This is a genomic window from Streptomyces albus subsp. albus (genome assembly GCF_000719865.1).
GTDB classification, from domain to species: Bacteria; Actinomycetota; Actinomycetes; order Streptomycetales; family Streptomycetaceae; genus Streptomyces; species Streptomyces albus_E.
The window spans coordinates 267510-282976 of record NZ_JOID01000016.1; the positions used below are offsets into that span (position 1 = coordinate 267510).

The window sequence follows — 15467 nt, forward strand, 5'->3', positions numbered from 1 at the left end:
AAACGGCTGTGCCGACCGGATCGATCCGGTCGGCACAGCCGGGAAGAGTGCGGGAAGCCCGGGAGGCTTCACCAAGGGGCGGCGGGAGCCGCCCGGTTCACGCCTGGTGCGGGACGAGCCCGGCGCGCAGCTCACGGAGCGTGCGGGAGAGCAGCCGCGAGACGTGCATCTGCGAGATGCCCAGCTCGGCGCCGATCTCCGACTGCGTCATCTCCTGGCCGAAGCGCAGCTCCAGAATGGTGCGGTCGCGCTCGCCCAGGTTCTCCAGCAGCGGCTTCAGGGCGTGCAGGTTCTCGATGGTCTCCAGCGCGGGGTCCACGTCGCCGAGCAGGTCGGCCAGGGTGTTGCCGCGGGAGTTCTCTCCGCCGTCCTCGACCGGCATGTCCAGCGAGCCGGCGGCGTAGCCGTTGCTCGCGACGATGCCCTCGAGCACCTCTTCGACACTCCGGTTGAGGTGCTTGGCCAGCTCATCGGGGGTCGGGGAGCGGTCCAGCCGCTGCGACAGCTCGTCATTGGCCTTGGCCAGCTCGATCCGCAGCTCCTGCAGCCGGCGCGGAACGTGCACGGACCAGCTGGTGTCGCGGAAGAAACGCTTGATCTCGCCGACGATGTAGGGCACGGCGAAGGTGGTGAACTCCACCTCGCGGCTCAGGTCGAACCGGTCGATCGCCTTGATCAGTCCGATGGTGCCGACCTGGACGATGTCCTCCATCTCGTCCGAGCGGTTGCGGAAGCGGCGGGCCGCGAACCGGACCAGCGAGAGGTTCAGCTCGATGAGCGAGTTGCGCGCGTACTGGTACTCGTGGGTTCCCTCTTCCAGCTCGGCGAGCCGGTCGAAGAAGAGCCTGGACAGCTCCCGGGCGTCCTGGGGCGCGACCTTGGTCGGGTCCTCGATCCAGGGCAGCTCTCCCACGGTCGCCGCGGCGCCGAGTTCGTTCTCGATCTCCGAGACCGCCATCGAAACCGTGCTTGCCGTGGTGTCCATAGTGGCCTCCATGCTCGTCGTGCTCGTTCCATCCGGGGGTGAAGGGGCGTCTACCCCGGCCCATTCGTACTACACACCCGGACTCCTGCCCTTCTTCCCGGATCTCATGACACCCGGCCGCGGAGGTCTCGTGACGACGGTGCGTTTGTCGCTCTGAGTAGCGGTAAGGCGGAGGCCATGGCTGAGAACAAGGACGTATCCAACCAGAACGGCAAGAAGGCGAACGCCGACGGACGGGCGGGAGGCGCCAAGTCCGCCGCGGCGACCACGACGGAGAAGGCGGGGACGCAGGCCACGAACGCCGCGAACGGTGCGCGGACCGCCGCGACGAGCACGGAGAAGGCGGGCAAGGCCGCCCGGGACAACGCCGGGCGGGCGACCGACAAGACGGGCGAGAAGGCCCGCTCCGGCGCCAACGGCATGGTGAAGATGGCCGACTCCCCCGCCGCCAAGGCCGCTGCCGCGAAGGCCGCCGCGGCGAAGACCGCGGTCGGCGGCCTGGCCACGAAGACCGCGCAGATGACCTCCGAGAAGGCCCAGGCCACCGGGCAGGTCATGGCCGGGGTGCCCAAGAAGGCCGCGGCCGTGGCCGGTACCGCCTGGCTCGCCGTCAAGGCCCGCAAGGCGATCGCGGCCGGAGCGGCCGGCGCCGGTGCCGCCGCGGTGGCCGGTGCGAGTGTGCTCGTCTCGCGCCGGCGTGCCGCGCGCAGGCGCGGCCCGCTCGCCCGGCTGACCGGTGGCCGGCTGGGTGCCTGACCGCGCCCCGGCCACCGCCGGCCCGACCGGCCCTTCCCCGACCGGAACCGGCCCCGGCCCGCCTCCGCGGCCCGGGGCCGGTTCTCGCATCGTCACCCCCCGGGCCGGCCGCTCCCGCGCGCCGGGCCGTCCGCGCCCGGACCGGTTTCCCCGGTCCGCCGGAGGGCCGGGGCTCCGGAGCGGTCGCGCCCCGGCCGGTTCTTCCGCGGTTCTCCGGCTCCTCCACGGGCGGGCGCGGGCCGCCGCAACCGACCGGTGACGGCCACCGGTCCGCAGCCGGCCGGTGACGGCCGGTCGCCACCGGAGCCGGGGCGAAGGGCTTGCATCTGCCCCGCCACCCCGGGCCCCCGTAACTGAAAGTAACATTCGGGCGGACCGCCCCGGTTTGCCCGCGACGCCCGGTTCGTGGCGGGAATCACACCCCGGCGGCCTCCCGCACCCGCTCGGCCGCGTCCGTGCGGAGCGCGACGCGGACCAGGCCGGCCGCGAGCCCCGGCAGGTCCTCCTCGTCGACGAGCCGGGCGAGCGCCCCGGGCGAGTCCGGCAGCCCGATGCGCGCCGCCCCGTCCAGCGCCTTGCCGTCGATACGGGGCCGGACCTCCGGCCAGACGCCCTGCACCTCGCGGAGGAAGATGTCGGCCCCGGCCGGGCCGATGCCGGGAGCCTCCTGCAGCAGCTCCCGCTCGGCGGCCGTCTCCTCCGCCCCCTCGCCGTCCGCCCGCCGCCGCGCCTCCTCGCGCATCCGCCGCAGGTCCCCGCGGTACTTCTCCAGCAGCAGACCGGCGCCGTCGCCGAGCTGGGTGGCCGTCCGCTCGTCATAGCGCCGGTAGTGGCCCCTGCCCAGCGCGTCCACCCGCTCCTGCCAGCTCGCGTCAGCCATCCGGCGCGGGGTCCGCAGGCCGTCGTCGAACAGCGCGCGGGCCGCGGCCACCGCGACATCCGCGCGGATCCGCGCCGAGAGCAGGTGGGACAGGACCAGCAACTGGTAGAGCGGCTGGGGCGAGTCCTTCAGCCGCACGCCGGCCTCCTCGGCGTACGTCCGCCCCTCCTCCTCCAGCAGGGCCCGGACCAGCGCCTCCTCCCGCCCGCGCCGCCCGCGCCCGGCCTTGCCGGCCTTCCCCGCTCTTCCGTTCGTCCCGCTCATGCCCGCATCACCGTCCGCTCCGCTCGTCCGACCGCGGCCGGGGCGCTGCCCCGCCCCGCCCGTCTCGCTCGCCCGCACGAGTGCCCACGACGGCGCGGGCCACGCCCCCGCGGCCCGTACGGCACCGGCCGGCGGCATCGCCGCCGCCCCCGCCGTACGGGCCGGACCGGGTGTCAGGCCGGGGTGCCCGGCCGTCGGCCGGGGCCGCGGGCCAGGGAGTACCCGGCCGCGGTGGTGAACGCCGCGAGCAGGCCACCGGCGGCGGTCCAGAGCCAGCGGTCGGTCCACCAGCCGGAGGACCAGCCGTCCTCGGGCGCGCCGGCGGCGACCGTGTCGTCCCGCTCCCGCTCCCCCTGTTCTCCCTGCTCCTCCTCCGAGGCGTCCCCGTCCCCGCCCTCGTTCCGCGGACCGGCGACGGTCAGCGGGACGAGCGGGGCGGAGAGCGTGCCGTCCACGGCGTGCGCACCGCCCGCGTCGGCCGAGGCGGCCTCGATCTCCGCCCGCACCGGCAGTCCGAGGTCCCGCTGCGGCAGATCGACGACCGTCAGCCGGACGTAGTAGCTGCCCGGCAGGGGTGCGTCGCTCCAGGGTTCCGCCCACGCCCGCACGGTCCGCAGGGTGCAGGCCAGTTCCACCGAGGAGGCGTCCGCCGGAACCGACCTGGTCTGGCTGCCGTGGACGCACGCCTGGCGGCGGCGGAGCCCGTCGTGGACGTCGATCCGCCAGCGGGACGCACCCTGCCGTCCGGCGGACTCGGGCAGTTTCACGGTGGCCGTCACGGTGACCCGCTGCCCGGCGTCGGCGGGGAAGACCCAGTAGAAGTAGTCACCCGCCGATCCCTCGGCCGCGGCCCGCTCGCCCTGCCGGATCTCCGTCGCCAGCCGGAAGGTGGTGCCCGCCGCGGCCGGCGCCCCGTCCTCCCCGCCGGCGCCGGGGCTCGCGGACGGGCCGTCGGCCGCGGCCGTCCCCGCCGCGGCGAGCAGGGCGGCTCCGGCCAGTACGGCACCGGTCAGGGCCCGCACGGTTCTCAGCGCTCCTGTGCTCCGCATCAGCTGGTCCTCCCGGAGTCCGTACGGCGGCGTGCGACCAGGCCCCACAGCAGACCGGCGGCCAGACCGGTGAGCGCGAGCACGCCCAGCAGCCACAGGCCGCGGCCGAGGCCGAAGGCGGCCGGGTCGGCCGCCTCGTCCGGGGCGTCCACGAGGTCGACGGTCAGTTCGAGGGGGAGGCCCGGCGTGGCCGGCACCGAGGCCGGCGCGGAGAAGGAGTTGCTGACCCGCAGGCAGACGGTCTCGCTCGCCGGCTTGACGTCCGTGTCCGCCTCCTCCTCGTCCGGGATGGTCGTGGGGTAGCGCAGCCCGGCCGAGATGACGTCCGTGCGACCGTCGCCCGCGTCCGAGCCCCGGACGATCTCCCTGCCGTGCACGGTCTCGGCGCGCAGCAGCACGCCGTAGTCGTTGTCGACCGCCCGGTCGGCACCGAGGCTCACCGAGGCGCGCAGCTCGTGGCCGGCCGGCACCTCCACCCGGTACCAGCGGTGCTCGCCGAACTCCTCGCGGTCGGTGTAGAGGCCGGGTTCGAGCGTGGGGGCCTTGGCGCACGCGTCCGCGCCCTCCGCCGGCACGGGCGTGACGACGGGGGCGGCCGCCCGGTCCACGAGTTGCTTCACCCGGCCGGACAGCTCCTCCGTGTGCTGGACGGAGGTGTACGTACCGCCGGTGGCCTCGGCTATGCAGACGAGCTGCCGGCGGGTCTTGGCGTCGGGGACCAGGCCGAGGGTGTCGATGGTGAGGCCGACGCCCTTGGCCGCGAGCTCGCGGGCGACCTCGCAGGGGTCGAGCGGGGCGCAGGTGTCCTCGCCGTCGGTGATGAGCACGATCCGGCGGCTGGCGTCACCGCCCTCCAGGTCGTCGGCCGCCTTCAGCAGCGCGGGCCCGATCGGCGTCCAGCCGGTGGGCGCCAGCGTGGCCACCGCGGTCTTCGCCTCGGTCCGGTCGAGCGGGCCGACGGGGTAGAGCTGCTCGGTGTCCTTGCAGCCGGTGCGCCGGTCGTCGCCGGGATAGTTGGCGCCGAGGGTGCGGATGCCGAGCCGCACCTCGTCCGGTACCGCGTCGAGCACCTCGCCGAACGCCTCTTTCGCCGCCGCCATACGGGACCGGCCGTCGATGTCACGGGTCCGCATGGAGCCGCTGACGTCGAGCACCAGCTCGACCTTGGGGGCTTCTTTCTCCGCTGGTTCGTCCGCCGCCGCACCGGCCGGGACGAGCCCGGCGGCCAGGGCGGCGAGCACCCCGCACACCACGGCCGCCGGCCATGTTCTTCTGATCATCGCCGGATCCTATGGGGCGGTGATCCACACCCCCAACCCGGGTGCGCCGAAGGCCGGTTGAGCACCGCGCGCCGTCCGGCGCCCGTGTTCACCGGTCTCCCCGTCCCAGCGGCCCGGATCGCCGACGACCGTTCGGCGGGAGAGCCTGCCCGCCGCCATACGCTCGCCACACAGGCGCGCTCAGGCGCGTACGTCCCGCTGCTCCACTTCCTTGAGAACCGCCGCCACCGTGGCGAAGTCGTTGTCCACGTGGAGCACTGTGTGGCCGTAATGGGCCGCGGTCGCGCACACAAGAAGGTCAATGGCCCCGGCGGAGCGGTGTTGTCCCCGTTGGGTGAGCTTGTATTGCGCGGCGTCGACCCAGCGCCACGCGTTCTTGGGAACCGGCGAGAACCGGCAGAGATCATCCAGTTCTTCCGCCAGATCATCGCGCTGGGCCGGACTTGTGGCCGAGTAGAGGAACTCCGCCCTCGTGGGCTCGCAGATGTGGAACACGCCGGCGGCGATGTGCCCTTCCCAGGGCCGCAACGCCCCCGGCGTACGGAAGAGGTGCCACAGGGCTGACGTGTCGAGGAGGTACGTGATCACTCGAAGGCTGCCCGACGGGCGCGCTTCGCGGCGGCATGCGCCGCAGCCGCGGCCTCGAACTCGCCCCGCTGACCCCGCGCGGCCAGCTTCTCGGCGGCCTCGAGCCTCTTGATGCGCGCCACATAGTCCCGCAGTGCCCCGTTGACGGTCTCCTTCTTCGTCGAGACGCCCATGAGCCGCATGGCCTCGGCCAGCGCCTCATCATCAAGATCGATCTGCGTAACGGACATACCAACCACCGCCATCCGGAGTCCATAATGTACATAGCCAAGATACATCACCAACATGCGGGGCTGGGGGCGCAGAAGAGGCGCCCGCCCCTGGGGCTGCCGGAGCGGTACAACGATGGCGCATCACACCAAGTCGGTCACCGCACACCCCGGGGGACCCAAGGGCCCGGCCCCGCTCGAAGGCCTTCTCCGCACGTTCCGCGTCGGGGTCGGTCAGAGTACGATTCCGCGCCTTGCCGACCCCCGCCTCGGTGATGGAGTCGGGGAGTCGACGGGCTTCACGTCCCACGCCTGGGAGGACTGCGCCCACTGGGCCGAGAGCGACCGCAAGAGTCATCCAGCAGATGCCGACGGCACGGCCGCCGGAGGAGACCCTCCCGGGACCGGGAACCGGGCGGGAGCGGGGCTCCCCGGTTCGCCGAGTGGGGCGGGTGGGACTCGAACCCACGACCGACGGATTATGAGTCCGCTGCTCTAACCGGCTGAGCTACCGCCCCTCACGGCGCGTCGCGCACATCTGTGCGCGCCGTCTGCCGCAGCATAGCCGTTCATACGATCTGCCGCCCGTACGGGCTGCGCTGGGCTGCCTGTGAGGACGATCTACGCCGGGCAGCGGTTCCCGCCCTCGTACGGTGCAAGAAAAAGGGCCCCGAACCGGGGCCCTCGTACGGTGCAAGAAAAAGGGCCCCGAACCGGGGCCCTCGTACTGTGCTCCCCCGACTGGACTCGAACCAGTAACCTGCCGGTTAACAGCCGGCTGCTCTGCCAATTGAGCTACAGGGGACTGCTCCGCTCGGTACCGCCCGGCCGGTTCTCACCGGGGGCGTTCCCTCGCTGCGAGCAATACATTAGCGCATGGCAGGGCGTGCTCCGAAATCCGTATTCGCATCAGCGCCCGGCGGCCGGGGCAGGCGCCCAGTACGCATCGAAGGAAGGTGGAAGCCATGCGGTACCGGCTCACGTTCATGACCGGACTGGCCGTCGGTTACGTCCTCGGCTCCCGGGCCGGTCGGGAGCGCTACGAGCAGCTGCGCAAGATGGTGCGGCAGGCGGCGCAGAACCCGGCGGTCCGCAACGCGGCCGAGTCCGCCGCCCAGAGCGGCCGCCAGGCCGCCTCCAAGGCGGCGGTCACGGTCGACAGCAAGTTCGGCGACCGCCTGCCGGGCCCGGTCTCGGAGCGGGTGCGCGCGCTGCGCGAGCAGCGCGGCGGGACGGCGGCTTCGGCGGTGGAGGACGGCTGGGGCACCTGACCCCTCGCCGGGGTGGCCGCTGCCGCGCGGGGCGGGGTGTTCCGCCTCGCGCGGTGGCGGCCTTTCCGTTGCCCGGCCCTTCCTCCTCGTTCGCCCGTTTCCCGTTCTCCGGTACTCCCGCTCTCCCGGCCCGCGCCGCGGGCGGTGCCGCCTTCCCGTCCGCCGCCCCGTGCCGCCGCGCGTGATGGGTGCGGGCCGGACCGTGGCCCGGGGCCGACGGGGTCCCGTGGCGCCGACAGGTGGCCGTCGGAGCGGTAGGGCATCATCTGGAGCCATGGGGATCGTTGCCGGATTGGACAGTTCGTCCGACTACACGCGTATCGTCGTCTGCGACAGCGGCACCGGTGCCGTCATCAGACAGGGGTACGCGCCGCACCCCAGCGACGGATACGCCGGGGCGGGCGGGAAGCGGACCGAGATCGATCCCCAGGCCTGGCTGGTGTCGCTGGGTGAGGCGGCGGCCGGCGGCGTACTCGAAGGCGTCCAGGCCATCGGGGTCTCCGCCCAGCAGCACACCCTGCTCACGCTGGACGCCTCCGGCGAACTCGTCCGGCCGGCCCTGCTCGGCAACGACAAGCGCGCGCAGGCCGCGGCCGCCGACCTGGTGGACGCGCTCGGCGGCCGCGCCGCGTGGGCGGAGGCCGTCGGCTCCGTACCGGAGGCGGCGCAGCCGGTGGCGAAGCTGCGCTGGCTGGCGCGGAACGAACCGGAGTCCGCCGAGCGGACCGCCGCGATCCTCCAGCCGCACGACTGGCTGGTCTGGCAGCTGCTGGGGCGGCCGCCGCGCAAGACGACCGACCGGGGCGGCGCCTCCGGCACCGGCTACTGGTCCGCGGCCACCGGCGCCTACCGCTCCGATCTCGTCGAACTGGCGCTCCGACGGCAGGTCGAACTGCCGGACGTCCTGGGCCCGGCCGAGGCCGCCGGCTACACCCCCGAAGGGCTGCTGATCTCCGCCGGGACGGGCGAGACGATGGCCGCGTCGTTCGGTCTGGGCGTCGGCCCGGGAGACGCGGTGGTGTCGCTCGGCGCGTCCGGGTCGATCTTCGCCGTCCACCACGAGGCGCTGGTGGACCCGTCGGGCACGATCACCTCCTTCGCCGACGCGACGGGGATGCATCTCCCCGTGGTGCACGTCTCGAACGCCGCCCGCGTCCTGCGCGGCACCGCCGAGCTGCTGGGCACCGACCCCGAAGGGCTGTCGCAGCTGGCGCTCAAGTCGACGCCCGGCTCGCACGGACTGGTGCTGCTGCCGTATCTGGAGGGCGAGCGCACGCCGTATCTTCCGCACACCGCGGGCACGCTGTCCGGGCTGCGCCGGGAAAGCATGAAGCCGGAGCATCTGGCGCGCGCCGCGTTCGAGGGGATGCTCTGCGGGATCTCCGACGCGCTGGACGTGCTGCGCGGACGGGGCGTCCCGGTGCGGCGGGTGTTCCTGCTCGGCTCCGCCGCCGGACTCCCGGCCGTGCAGGCGACGGCCCCGGCGCTGCTCGGCGCGCAGGTCGTCATACCGCAGCCGGCGGACTACGCGGCGCTGGGCGCGGCCCGGCAGGCGGCGTGGGCGCTGGGCGTGGCGCAGGGCGCGCTGTCGCCGCAGGAGCCGCCGCGCTGGCAGGGCGCCGCGGCCGAAGTGCTCGACCCGGGCGACGAGCTGGCCGTCGGCCAGGCCGTGCGGCAGCAGTACACGGCGGTGCGGGAACAGACGTACCCCGGAGCCTTCGGCCCGTCGGGGCCGCCGTCCACGCCCGGGCCCGCGTACTGAGGCCGTTCGCGGCACCGGCGCGGTGCGCGGTCCCGGTCTCCGGGGTGCTCCCGGTGGCCTTCTTCTTCCCTGCCTCTTGTCCGGCTGTTCCGGCTTGGGAGCCCGGGCTCCGGTGCGGGGTGACGGTGCGTCCCGCCGTCCCCGTGAGACCACGATCTCGTCGCCAGGGCGCCGGGCGATACGGTCGCGCACATGTGGCAGGGGTTGGACGAGGTCGACTGGGCCGCGCTGGAGCACCACTACGGGTCCGCCGAGGACGTGCCCGTCCTGCTGCGCCGGTGCGCGGGACCGGACCGGGAGGACGTCCACAGCGCGGCAGCCGAGCTGCTCAACCACCTTTTCCACCAGGGCGGCTGGATCTGCCCGGCGGCCACGGCCGCGCTGCCCTTTCTGGTGCGCCTGGCGGCGAGCCCGAACGCTCTGCTCCCGGGGCGTCGCGCGGCGCTGGAACTGGTGTCGAGTCTGGCGTCCGAGGCCGGCCGGGTCGCCGAGAGGTTCCTGGACCCCGGCTGGCAGCCGGCATGGGAGCGGACCCTGCCGGACGTGCTCCCCCTGCTGACCGATCCCGCCGCGGACATCCGGCGGGACACGGCTGACGTCCTGGGGGTCTGCGACAGTCCCGGTGAACTCGTGCTGCCGGTGCTTCTGCGGTGTCTGCGGACGGAGACCGATCAGCCGGCCCGCCTCGACCTGGTCCTCGCCCTCGGCCGGGCGGCGCGGCGCGAGCCGTCCGGCCCGTGGGCCACCGAGGCCCGGGAGGTTCTCCGCGGGCTACTCGACGCACCGCAGGCGCAGACGCGCCTCGCGGCCGTGCACGCGCTCGCCCCGGGCGACCGAGACCTGCCGCTCCGACGGATGGGCCTTCTGCTGGAAGCGGTCCGCGACCCGAGTGTCGAGGTGTGGCGGCACACCAGCGCCGTCGGAACCGACGTCAGGGGTGTCCACCACTGGACGGCGGCACTGTTCACCGGACCGTCCCCCGCCTTTGCTCTCGGCCTGCTCCGGGACCATCCCGACGCAGACCAGCGGATCGGCGCGCTGAGCCAGGCGGCCGGGTTGCTCGCGGAGTGGCGTTCGCCGGCCGCCGCGCTTCTTCCCGCTCTCCGCGCACGGCTGGACGATCCCGCTCCCGAGGTCCGGTTCCGCGCGGTCGAGTTGCTGGCCTGCCTCGGCCCGGCCGCCGCGGCCCATGCCGACGAGGCCGCCGCCCTGCTCGGTGACACGGCCGCCCGTGCCACACGGAAAGGGGAGACCGTCGCGGAGGGCGCGCTGTGGGCGCTGGCCCGGATGAACGATCCGCGTTGCGTACCGGGCCTGATCGAGGCGATGGCCGGCGCGCGGCCGGGCTTCGCGTGGGGTTCCAGCGGCTATCCCGTGACCGCCGGCCGGCATTACGCCGTCCTCCCGGGGCTCCATGAGGTCCTCGGCCCGCTGACGGACCATGCCGAAGCGTTGGTGCCGGCGATCGTCGCACAGTTGGAAACGGCCACGGACGATCACGTGCTGGGGGGACTCTGCCAGGTGCTCGCGGACTGGGGCCCGGCCGCGGAGGCGGCGGTTCCGCAGCTGCTCGGCCTTCTGGAGGACGACAGGACCTGGGCCCCGGCCGCACGGGCGCTGGCGGGGATCGGAGTCGCGTCGGAACGGGCACAAGAACTGCTGCTGACCCGGTCGAGGGCCGGCGGGGCTTTCGCCGGCGTTGGCGCCTGGGCTCATTGGAAGGTCGGCGGCGAGGCCGGACCGGCCGTGGCAGCGCTCGGAGGGGCGGCCGCCGGGGCGGGCATCAGGCGCCCCGATCTGTCCTTGCTCGCCGACCTGGGCCCGCGCGCCGCCCGCTGCGCGGACCGGCTCCGGACGCTGACCGCCGACAGCCATCCCCGCACACGCGTCGAGGCGGCTCACGCCCTGTGGGCCGTCACGGGCGACACCGACACCACCGTCCCGGTGCTGACGGCGGTCCTGCGGGATCTGGCGGAGGGCTCGTACCACCCGGTCATGCTCCCCGCCGTGCGCCACCTGGCCCGGACCCGCCGTGCCGACCGGTCCGCGGTCCGGCTTCTGGGCGATGCGCTGTCCCGTGATCAGCGGTTCCGCAGCAGCGGCGGCTGGCGCGGCTTCACCCAGGACGAGACCATGCGCTCCGCCATGGAGGACCTGCTTGCCGGGCATGACGGATGCGCGGCGGCCGCTGTGTGAGGCCGGCTCGGCCAGGACACGGTGCGGAGGCTCTCCCGGGGACCCGGCGTCCCCGTCTCCCGGCTGTCCGGGGTCACAGGGAGAATCAGCTCAGTGCATGCCTCCTCCGGTGCGGGCCTCACAGGGGAAGACGGTTCCGGGCCACTGGATGGTTGCCTGTGTCCGCCGTGCGCGTAAGCGGCCCGGCTTTGCCGAAATTCGAGCGCACGCGGCGGCCGGATGACGGAGGATTGCGACGCGTTTTCGATCGGCTGCCACGGGCCGCGTGTGCCTGCGGCCGGCCTTCGTCCACGCACCCACTTCCGTCCGGCTCTCCGCTCCTCCGCCCCCGCCTGTCCCCCCGTTCCGGCCCGCCCCCGACCGACTCCGCCCCCGCCCGCGCCGATGAGAGATCTCTCGTGCTGTTCCGACTTGTGCGTTCCCGGCTCGCCCCGTACCGGCGAGCCGTCCTGCTGATCGTCCTGCTGCAGTTCGTCCAGACGCTCGCGGCCCTCTACCTGCCCGCGCTCAACGCGGACATCATCGACAACGGCGTGGTGAAGGGCGACACCGGGCACATCCTGCGCACCGGCGGCGTCATGCTCGCGGTCACCCTGGTCCAGGCCGTGTGCACCATCGGCGCGGTGTTCTTCGCCGCCCGGACCGCCATGGCCGTCGGCCGGGACGTCCGGGCCGCCGTGTTCGACCGGGTGCAGAGCTTCTCCGCGCGCGAGGTCGGCCACTTCGGGGCGCCCTCGCTGATCACCCGGACCACCAACGACGTCCAGCAGGTGCAGATGCTGGTGCTGATGTCGTTCACGCTGATGGTCGCCGCGCCCATCATGGGCGTCGGTGGCATCGTGATGGCGCTCGGCCAGGACGTGCCGCTGTCCGCTCTGCTGGTGGCCGTGGTGCCCGTCCTGGGCGTCGCGGTGACCGCGGTCGTGCGGCTGCTGCGCCCGCTGTTCCGTCTGGTGCAGGAGCGACTGGACACCGTCAACCGGGTGCTGCGGGAGCAGATCACCGGTATCCGCGTCATCCGCGCCTTCGTCAAGGACGACTACGAGCGGCTGCGCTTCGAACGGGCCAACGCCGAGCTGACCGACGTCTCGCTGAGCACGGGCCGGCTGCTCGCCCTGATGTTCCCGCTGGTGATGACGGTGGTGAACGTCGCCGGAGTGGCCGTGCTGTGGTTCGGCGCCCACCGGATCGACAGCGGCGGCATGCAGATCGGTGCGCTGACCGCCTTCCTCTCCTATCTGATGCAGATCCTGATGTCGGTGATGATGGCCACCTTCATGTTCATGATGGTGCCGCGCGCCGAGGTCTGCGCCGAGCGCATCCAGGAGGTGCTGAACACCGAGCCGGGCGTCGTCCCGCCCGCCGACCCGGTGCGCGTCCTGAGCCGGCACGGCACGCTGGAGCTGCGCGGCGCGGGCTTCAGCTACCCCGGCGCCGAGGACGCGGTGCTGCGGGACGTCACCCTGACCGCCCGGCCCGGGGAGACGACGGCCGTGATCGGCTCCACCGGCAGCGGCAAGAGCACGCTGCTGCACCTCATACCCCGGCTGATCGACACCACCGAGGGCGAGGTCCTGGTCGGCGGCGTGAACGTCGGGCGGCTGGACCCGGCGCTGCTGGCCGAGACGGTCGGGCTGGTGCCGCAGAGGCCGTATCTCTTCTCCGGCACGGTGGCCTCCAACCTCCGCTACGGCAATCCGGAGGCGACCGACGAGGAGCTGTGGCACGCCCTGGAGGTCGCCCAGGCACGGGAGTTCGTCGAACGGCTGGGCACCGAGGCGGCGGAGGGCGGGACCGGCTCGGGCCTGGACGCGCCGATCGCGCAGGGCGGCTCCAACGTCTCCGGCGGGCAGCGGCAGCGGCTGGCCATCGCCCGCGCCCTGGTGCGGCGCCCGGAGATCTACCTCTTCGACGACTCCTTCTCCGCCCTCGACTACGCCACGGACGCGGCGCTGCGGGCCGCCCTGGCCCGGGAGACGGCCGAGGCGACGGTGCTGATCGTCGCGCAGCGCGTGAGCACCATCCGCGACGCCGACCGCATCGTCGTCCTCGACGAGGGCCGCGTCGCCGGCACCGGCACGCACCGCGAACTCATGGCCGGCAACGCCACCTACCGGGAGATCGTGCTCTCCCAGCTCACCGAAGAGGAGGCCGCGGCGTGACCGCGCAGCAGACCCCGGCCCGCCGCTCCCCCGCGCCGCTGCCCGGCCCGGCCGGGCGGATGATGGGCGGACCGGTCGAGCGCTCCATGGACTTCAAGGGCTCCGGACGGCGGCTGCTCGGCCGGCTGCGCCCCGACCGGGCGGTGCTGTACGGCGTGCTGGCGATGAGCGCGGTCTCCATCACGCTCTCCGTGATCGGGCCGCTCTGGCTGGGCCGGGCCACCGACCTGGTGTTCGCCGGGGTCGTCGGCCGGCAGACCCCGGAGGGCGCCGCCAAGGACGAGGTGGTGGAGAGCGCGCGCCGCGCGGGCGACGACAACATCGCCGACATGCTCTCCGCGATGGACTTCACCCCCGGGCAGGGCATCGACTTCGGCGCGGTGGGCGCCGTCCTGCTGACCGCCCTGGCGATCTACGGGGCCGCCGGTCTCTTCATGCTCGTCCAGGGCCGGCTGGCCGCCCTCGCCATCAACCGCACGGTCTACCGGCTGCGGGAGGACGTGCGGGCGAAGCTGTCCCGGCTGCCGCTGGCGTACTTCGACCGGCAGCCGCGCGGCGAGGTGCTGAGCCGGGCCACCAACGACATCGACAACATCGCGCAGACGCTCCAGCAGACCATGAGCCAGCTCCTCAACTCGCTGCTGACGGTGGTCGGGGTGCTGGTGATGATGTTCTGGGTGTCGCCCCTGCTGGCGCTGGTCGCGCTGGTCACCGTGCCGGTGTCCGTGGTGGTCGCGACGGCCGTCGGCAAGCGGGCCCAGCCGCAGTTCGTGGCGCAGTGGAAGACGACCGGGCAGCTCAACGCGCACATCGAGGAGATGTACACCGGGCACGCCCTGGTGAAGGTCTTCGGGCGGCAGCGGGAGTCGGCGGAGGCGTTCCGCGAGCAGAACGAGGCGCTGTACCGCTCCGGGTTCCGGGCGCAGTTCATCAGCGGGATCATCCAGCCCGCGATGATGTTCATCGGCAATCTGAGCTATGTGCTGGTGGCGGTCGTCGGCGGGCTGCGGGTGGCGTCGGGCGCGCTGTCGCTCGGCGACGTGCAGGCGTTCATCCAGTACTCGCGGCAGTTCAGCCAGCCGCTGACGCAGGTGGCGAGCATGGCCAATCTGCTGCAGTCCGGGGTCGCCTCGGCCGAACGCGTCTTCGGGCTGCTGGACGAGGAGGAGCAGCGGCCGGACGGGCCGTCGCCGTCCCCCTCCTCGTCCCCGTCCTCGTCCCCAGCGGGTCCCGGGCGGCCCGCGGGCCGCGGCGGCCGGGTCGCCCTGGAGCACGTCTCGTTCCGCTACCAGCCGGAGAAGCCGCTCATCGAGGATCTGTCGGTGGCCGTGGAGCCCGGCCAGACCGTGGCGATCGTCGGCCCGACCGGTGCCGGCAAAACCACCCTGGTCAATCTGCTGATGCGCTTCTACGAGGTGACGGGCGGCCGGATCACCCTGGACGGCACGGACATCGCCGCGCTGCCGCGCGAGGAGCTGCGCTCACGGATCGGCATGGTCCTCCAGGACACCTGGCTGTTCGGCGGCACCATCGCGGAGAACATCGCCTACGGGGCGGCCGATCCGGGGGCGGTGAGCCGGGAGCGGATCGAGGAGGCGGCGCGGGCCGCGCACGCGGACCGCTTCGTCCGCACGCTGCCCGACGGCTACGACACCGTGATCGACGACGACGGCACGGGCGTCAGCGCGGGCGAGAAGCAGCTCCTGACCATCGCACGGGCGTTCCTCTCCGATCCGGTGATCCTGGTGCTGGACGAGGCGACGAGCTCCGTCGACACCCGCACCGAGGTGCTGATCCAGCACGCCATGGCGGGGCTCAGCGCGGGGCGGACCAGCTTCGTCATCGCGCACCGGCTGTCCACGATCCGCGACGCCGACGTCATCCTCGTCATGGAGTCGGGTGCGATCGTCGAACAGGGCACGCACGAGAGCCTGCTGGCGGCGGGCGGCGCCTACGCGCGGCTGTACGCGGCGCAGTTCGCGGAGGCGGTCGCGGAGGTGGACTGAGGGCGGGACGGGGTCCGGGCCGGGTTCCGGGGGCGCGGGCGGGCGCCGTGCGCGGCTCC

The 15467-nt window shown here is 73.6% G+C and carries 12 protein-coding genes and 2 tRNA genes; 6 read left to right on the plus strand and 8 right to left on the minus strand.

Features of this window, described 5'->3' with window-relative positions; all coding sequences use genetic code 11:
- Positions 1–97 precede the first annotated feature (97 nt).
- Positions 98–958 carry a SigB/SigF/SigG family RNA polymerase sigma factor gene (locus IF83_RS0118545; protein ID WP_051722900.1) on the minus strand — a complete coding sequence of 287 codons (861 nt, stop codon included), beginning with the start codon at positions 956–958 and terminating at the stop codon, positions 98–100.
- Between the two features lie 204 nt (positions 959–1162).
- Here IF83_RS0118545 and IF83_RS0118550 point away from each other — a divergent pair, with 204 nt between their 5' ends.
- Complete coding sequence (locus IF83_RS0118550) at positions 1163–1741, plus strand: hypothetical protein (protein WP_051722901.1); 579 nt, start codon at positions 1163–1165, stop codon at positions 1739–1741.
- Positions 1742–2156: 415 nt separating this feature from the next.
- Here the strand turns inward: IF83_RS0118550 and IF83_RS0118555 are convergent, their stop codons facing one another.
- The 7 genes from IF83_RS0118555 to IF83_RS0118585 form a co-directional block, all read right to left on the minus strand.
- On the minus strand, positions 2157–2885 hold the full coding sequence (locus tag IF83_RS0118555; protein WP_051722902.1) for a hypothetical protein: 729 nt from the start codon (positions 2883–2885) through the stop codon (positions 2157–2159).
- Between the two features lie 173 nt (positions 2886–3058).
- Positions 3059–3934, minus strand: a complete 876-nt coding sequence (locus IF83_RS0118560; protein ID WP_030545513.1) for a hypothetical protein — start codon at positions 3932–3934, stop codon at positions 3059–3061.
- Positions 3934–5214, minus strand: a complete 1281-nt coding sequence (locus tag IF83_RS0118565; protein WP_030545515.1) for a VWA domain-containing protein — start codon at positions 5212–5214, stop codon at positions 3934–3936. The genes IF83_RS0118560 and IF83_RS0118565 overlap by 1 nt, the downstream gene beginning before the upstream one ends.
- Before the next feature lie 180 nt (positions 5215–5394).
- The gene (locus tag IF83_RS0118570) at positions 5395–5802 is read right to left on the minus strand and encodes a PIN domain nuclease (RefSeq protein ID WP_030545517.1); all 408 of its coding nucleotides are present in this window, start codon (positions 5800–5802) and stop codon (positions 5395–5397) included.
- Entirely contained in the window at positions 5799–6032 is a 234-nt protein-coding gene (locus IF83_RS0118575) for a type II toxin-antitoxin system VapB family antitoxin (protein WP_030545519.1), read from the minus strand. Before IF83_RS0118575 ends, IF83_RS0118570 begins: the two co-directional genes overlap by 4 nt.
- A 423-nt stretch (positions 6033–6455) precedes the next feature.
- Positions 6456–6529: transfer RNA gene (locus IF83_RS0118580), tRNA-Ile, on the minus strand.
- Positions 6530–6743: 214 nt separating this feature from the next.
- A tRNA-Asn gene (locus IF83_RS0118585) sits at positions 6744–6816 on the minus strand.
- A 160-nt stretch (positions 6817–6976) separates the two neighbouring features.
- On the opposite strand from IF83_RS0118585, the gene IF83_RS0118590 reads away from it, so the two are divergent.
- From IF83_RS0118590 to IF83_RS0118610, 5 genes are all read left to right on the plus strand, one after another.
- On the plus strand, positions 6977–7282 hold the full coding sequence (locus tag IF83_RS0118590) for a hypothetical protein (RefSeq protein ID WP_030545521.1): 306 nt from the start codon (positions 6977–6979) through the stop codon (positions 7280–7282).
- Positions 7283–7556: 274 nt separating this feature from the next.
- Positions 7557–9044 carry an FGGY family carbohydrate kinase gene (locus IF83_RS0118595; RefSeq protein WP_030545523.1) on the plus strand — a complete coding sequence of 496 codons (1488 nt, stop codon included), beginning with the start codon at positions 7557–7559 and terminating at the stop codon, positions 9042–9044.
- 192 nt (positions 9045–9236) lie between these two features.
- A complete protein-coding gene (locus IF83_RS0118600) occupies positions 9237–11240 on the plus strand; it encodes a hypothetical protein (RefSeq protein WP_037680378.1) in 2004 nt (667 codons plus the stop codon).
- Positions 11241–11638: 398 nt separating this feature from the next.
- Positions 11639–13402, plus strand: a complete 1764-nt coding sequence (locus tag IF83_RS0118605; protein WP_030545528.1) for an ABC transporter ATP-binding protein — start codon at positions 11639–11641, stop codon at positions 13400–13402.
- 38 nt (positions 13403–13440) lie between these two features.
- On the plus strand, positions 13441–15408 hold the full coding sequence (locus IF83_RS0118610) for an ABC transporter ATP-binding protein (RefSeq protein WP_030545529.1): 1968 nt from the start codon (positions 13441–13443) through the stop codon (positions 15406–15408).
- Positions 15409–15467: the final 59 nt, after the last annotated feature.

Bases quoted from the DNA above. Each gene is read 5' to 3' on its own strand.
- IF83_RS0118595 (WP_030545523.1), top strand. From the start codon at position 7,557: ATGGGGATCGTTGCCGGATTGGACAGTTCGTCCGACTACACGCGTATC.
- IF83_RS0118545 (WP_051722900.1), bottom strand. From the start codon at position 958: ATGGCGGTCTCGGAGATCGAGAACGAACTCGGCGCCGCGGCGACCGTG.
- IF83_RS0118590 (WP_030545521.1), top strand. From the start codon at position 6,977: ATGCGGTACCGGCTCACGTTCATGACCGGACTGGCCGTCGGTTACGTC.
- IF83_RS0118550 (WP_051722901.1), top strand. From the start codon at position 1,163: ATGGCTGAGAACAAGGACGTATCCAACCAGAACGGCAAGAAGGCGAAC.
- IF83_RS0118600 (WP_037680378.1), top strand. From the start codon at position 9,237: ATGTGGCAGGGGTTGGACGAGGTCGACTGGGCCGCGCTGGAGCACCAC.
- IF83_RS0118575 (WP_030545519.1), bottom strand. From the start codon at position 6,032: ATGTCCGTTACGCAGATCGATCTTGATGATGAGGCGCTGGCCGAGGCC.
- IF83_RS0118555 (WP_051722902.1), bottom strand. From the start codon at position 2,885: ATGAGCGGGACGAACGGAAGAGCGGGGAAGGCCGGCAAGGCCGGGCGC.
- IF83_RS0118565 (WP_030545515.1), bottom strand. From the start codon at position 5,214: ATGATCAGAAGAACATGGCCGGCGGCCGTGGTGTGCGGGGTGCTCGCC.
- IF83_RS0118560 (WP_030545513.1), bottom strand. From the start codon at position 3,934: ATGCGGAGCACAGGAGCGCTGAGAACCGTGCGGGCCCTGACCGGTGCC.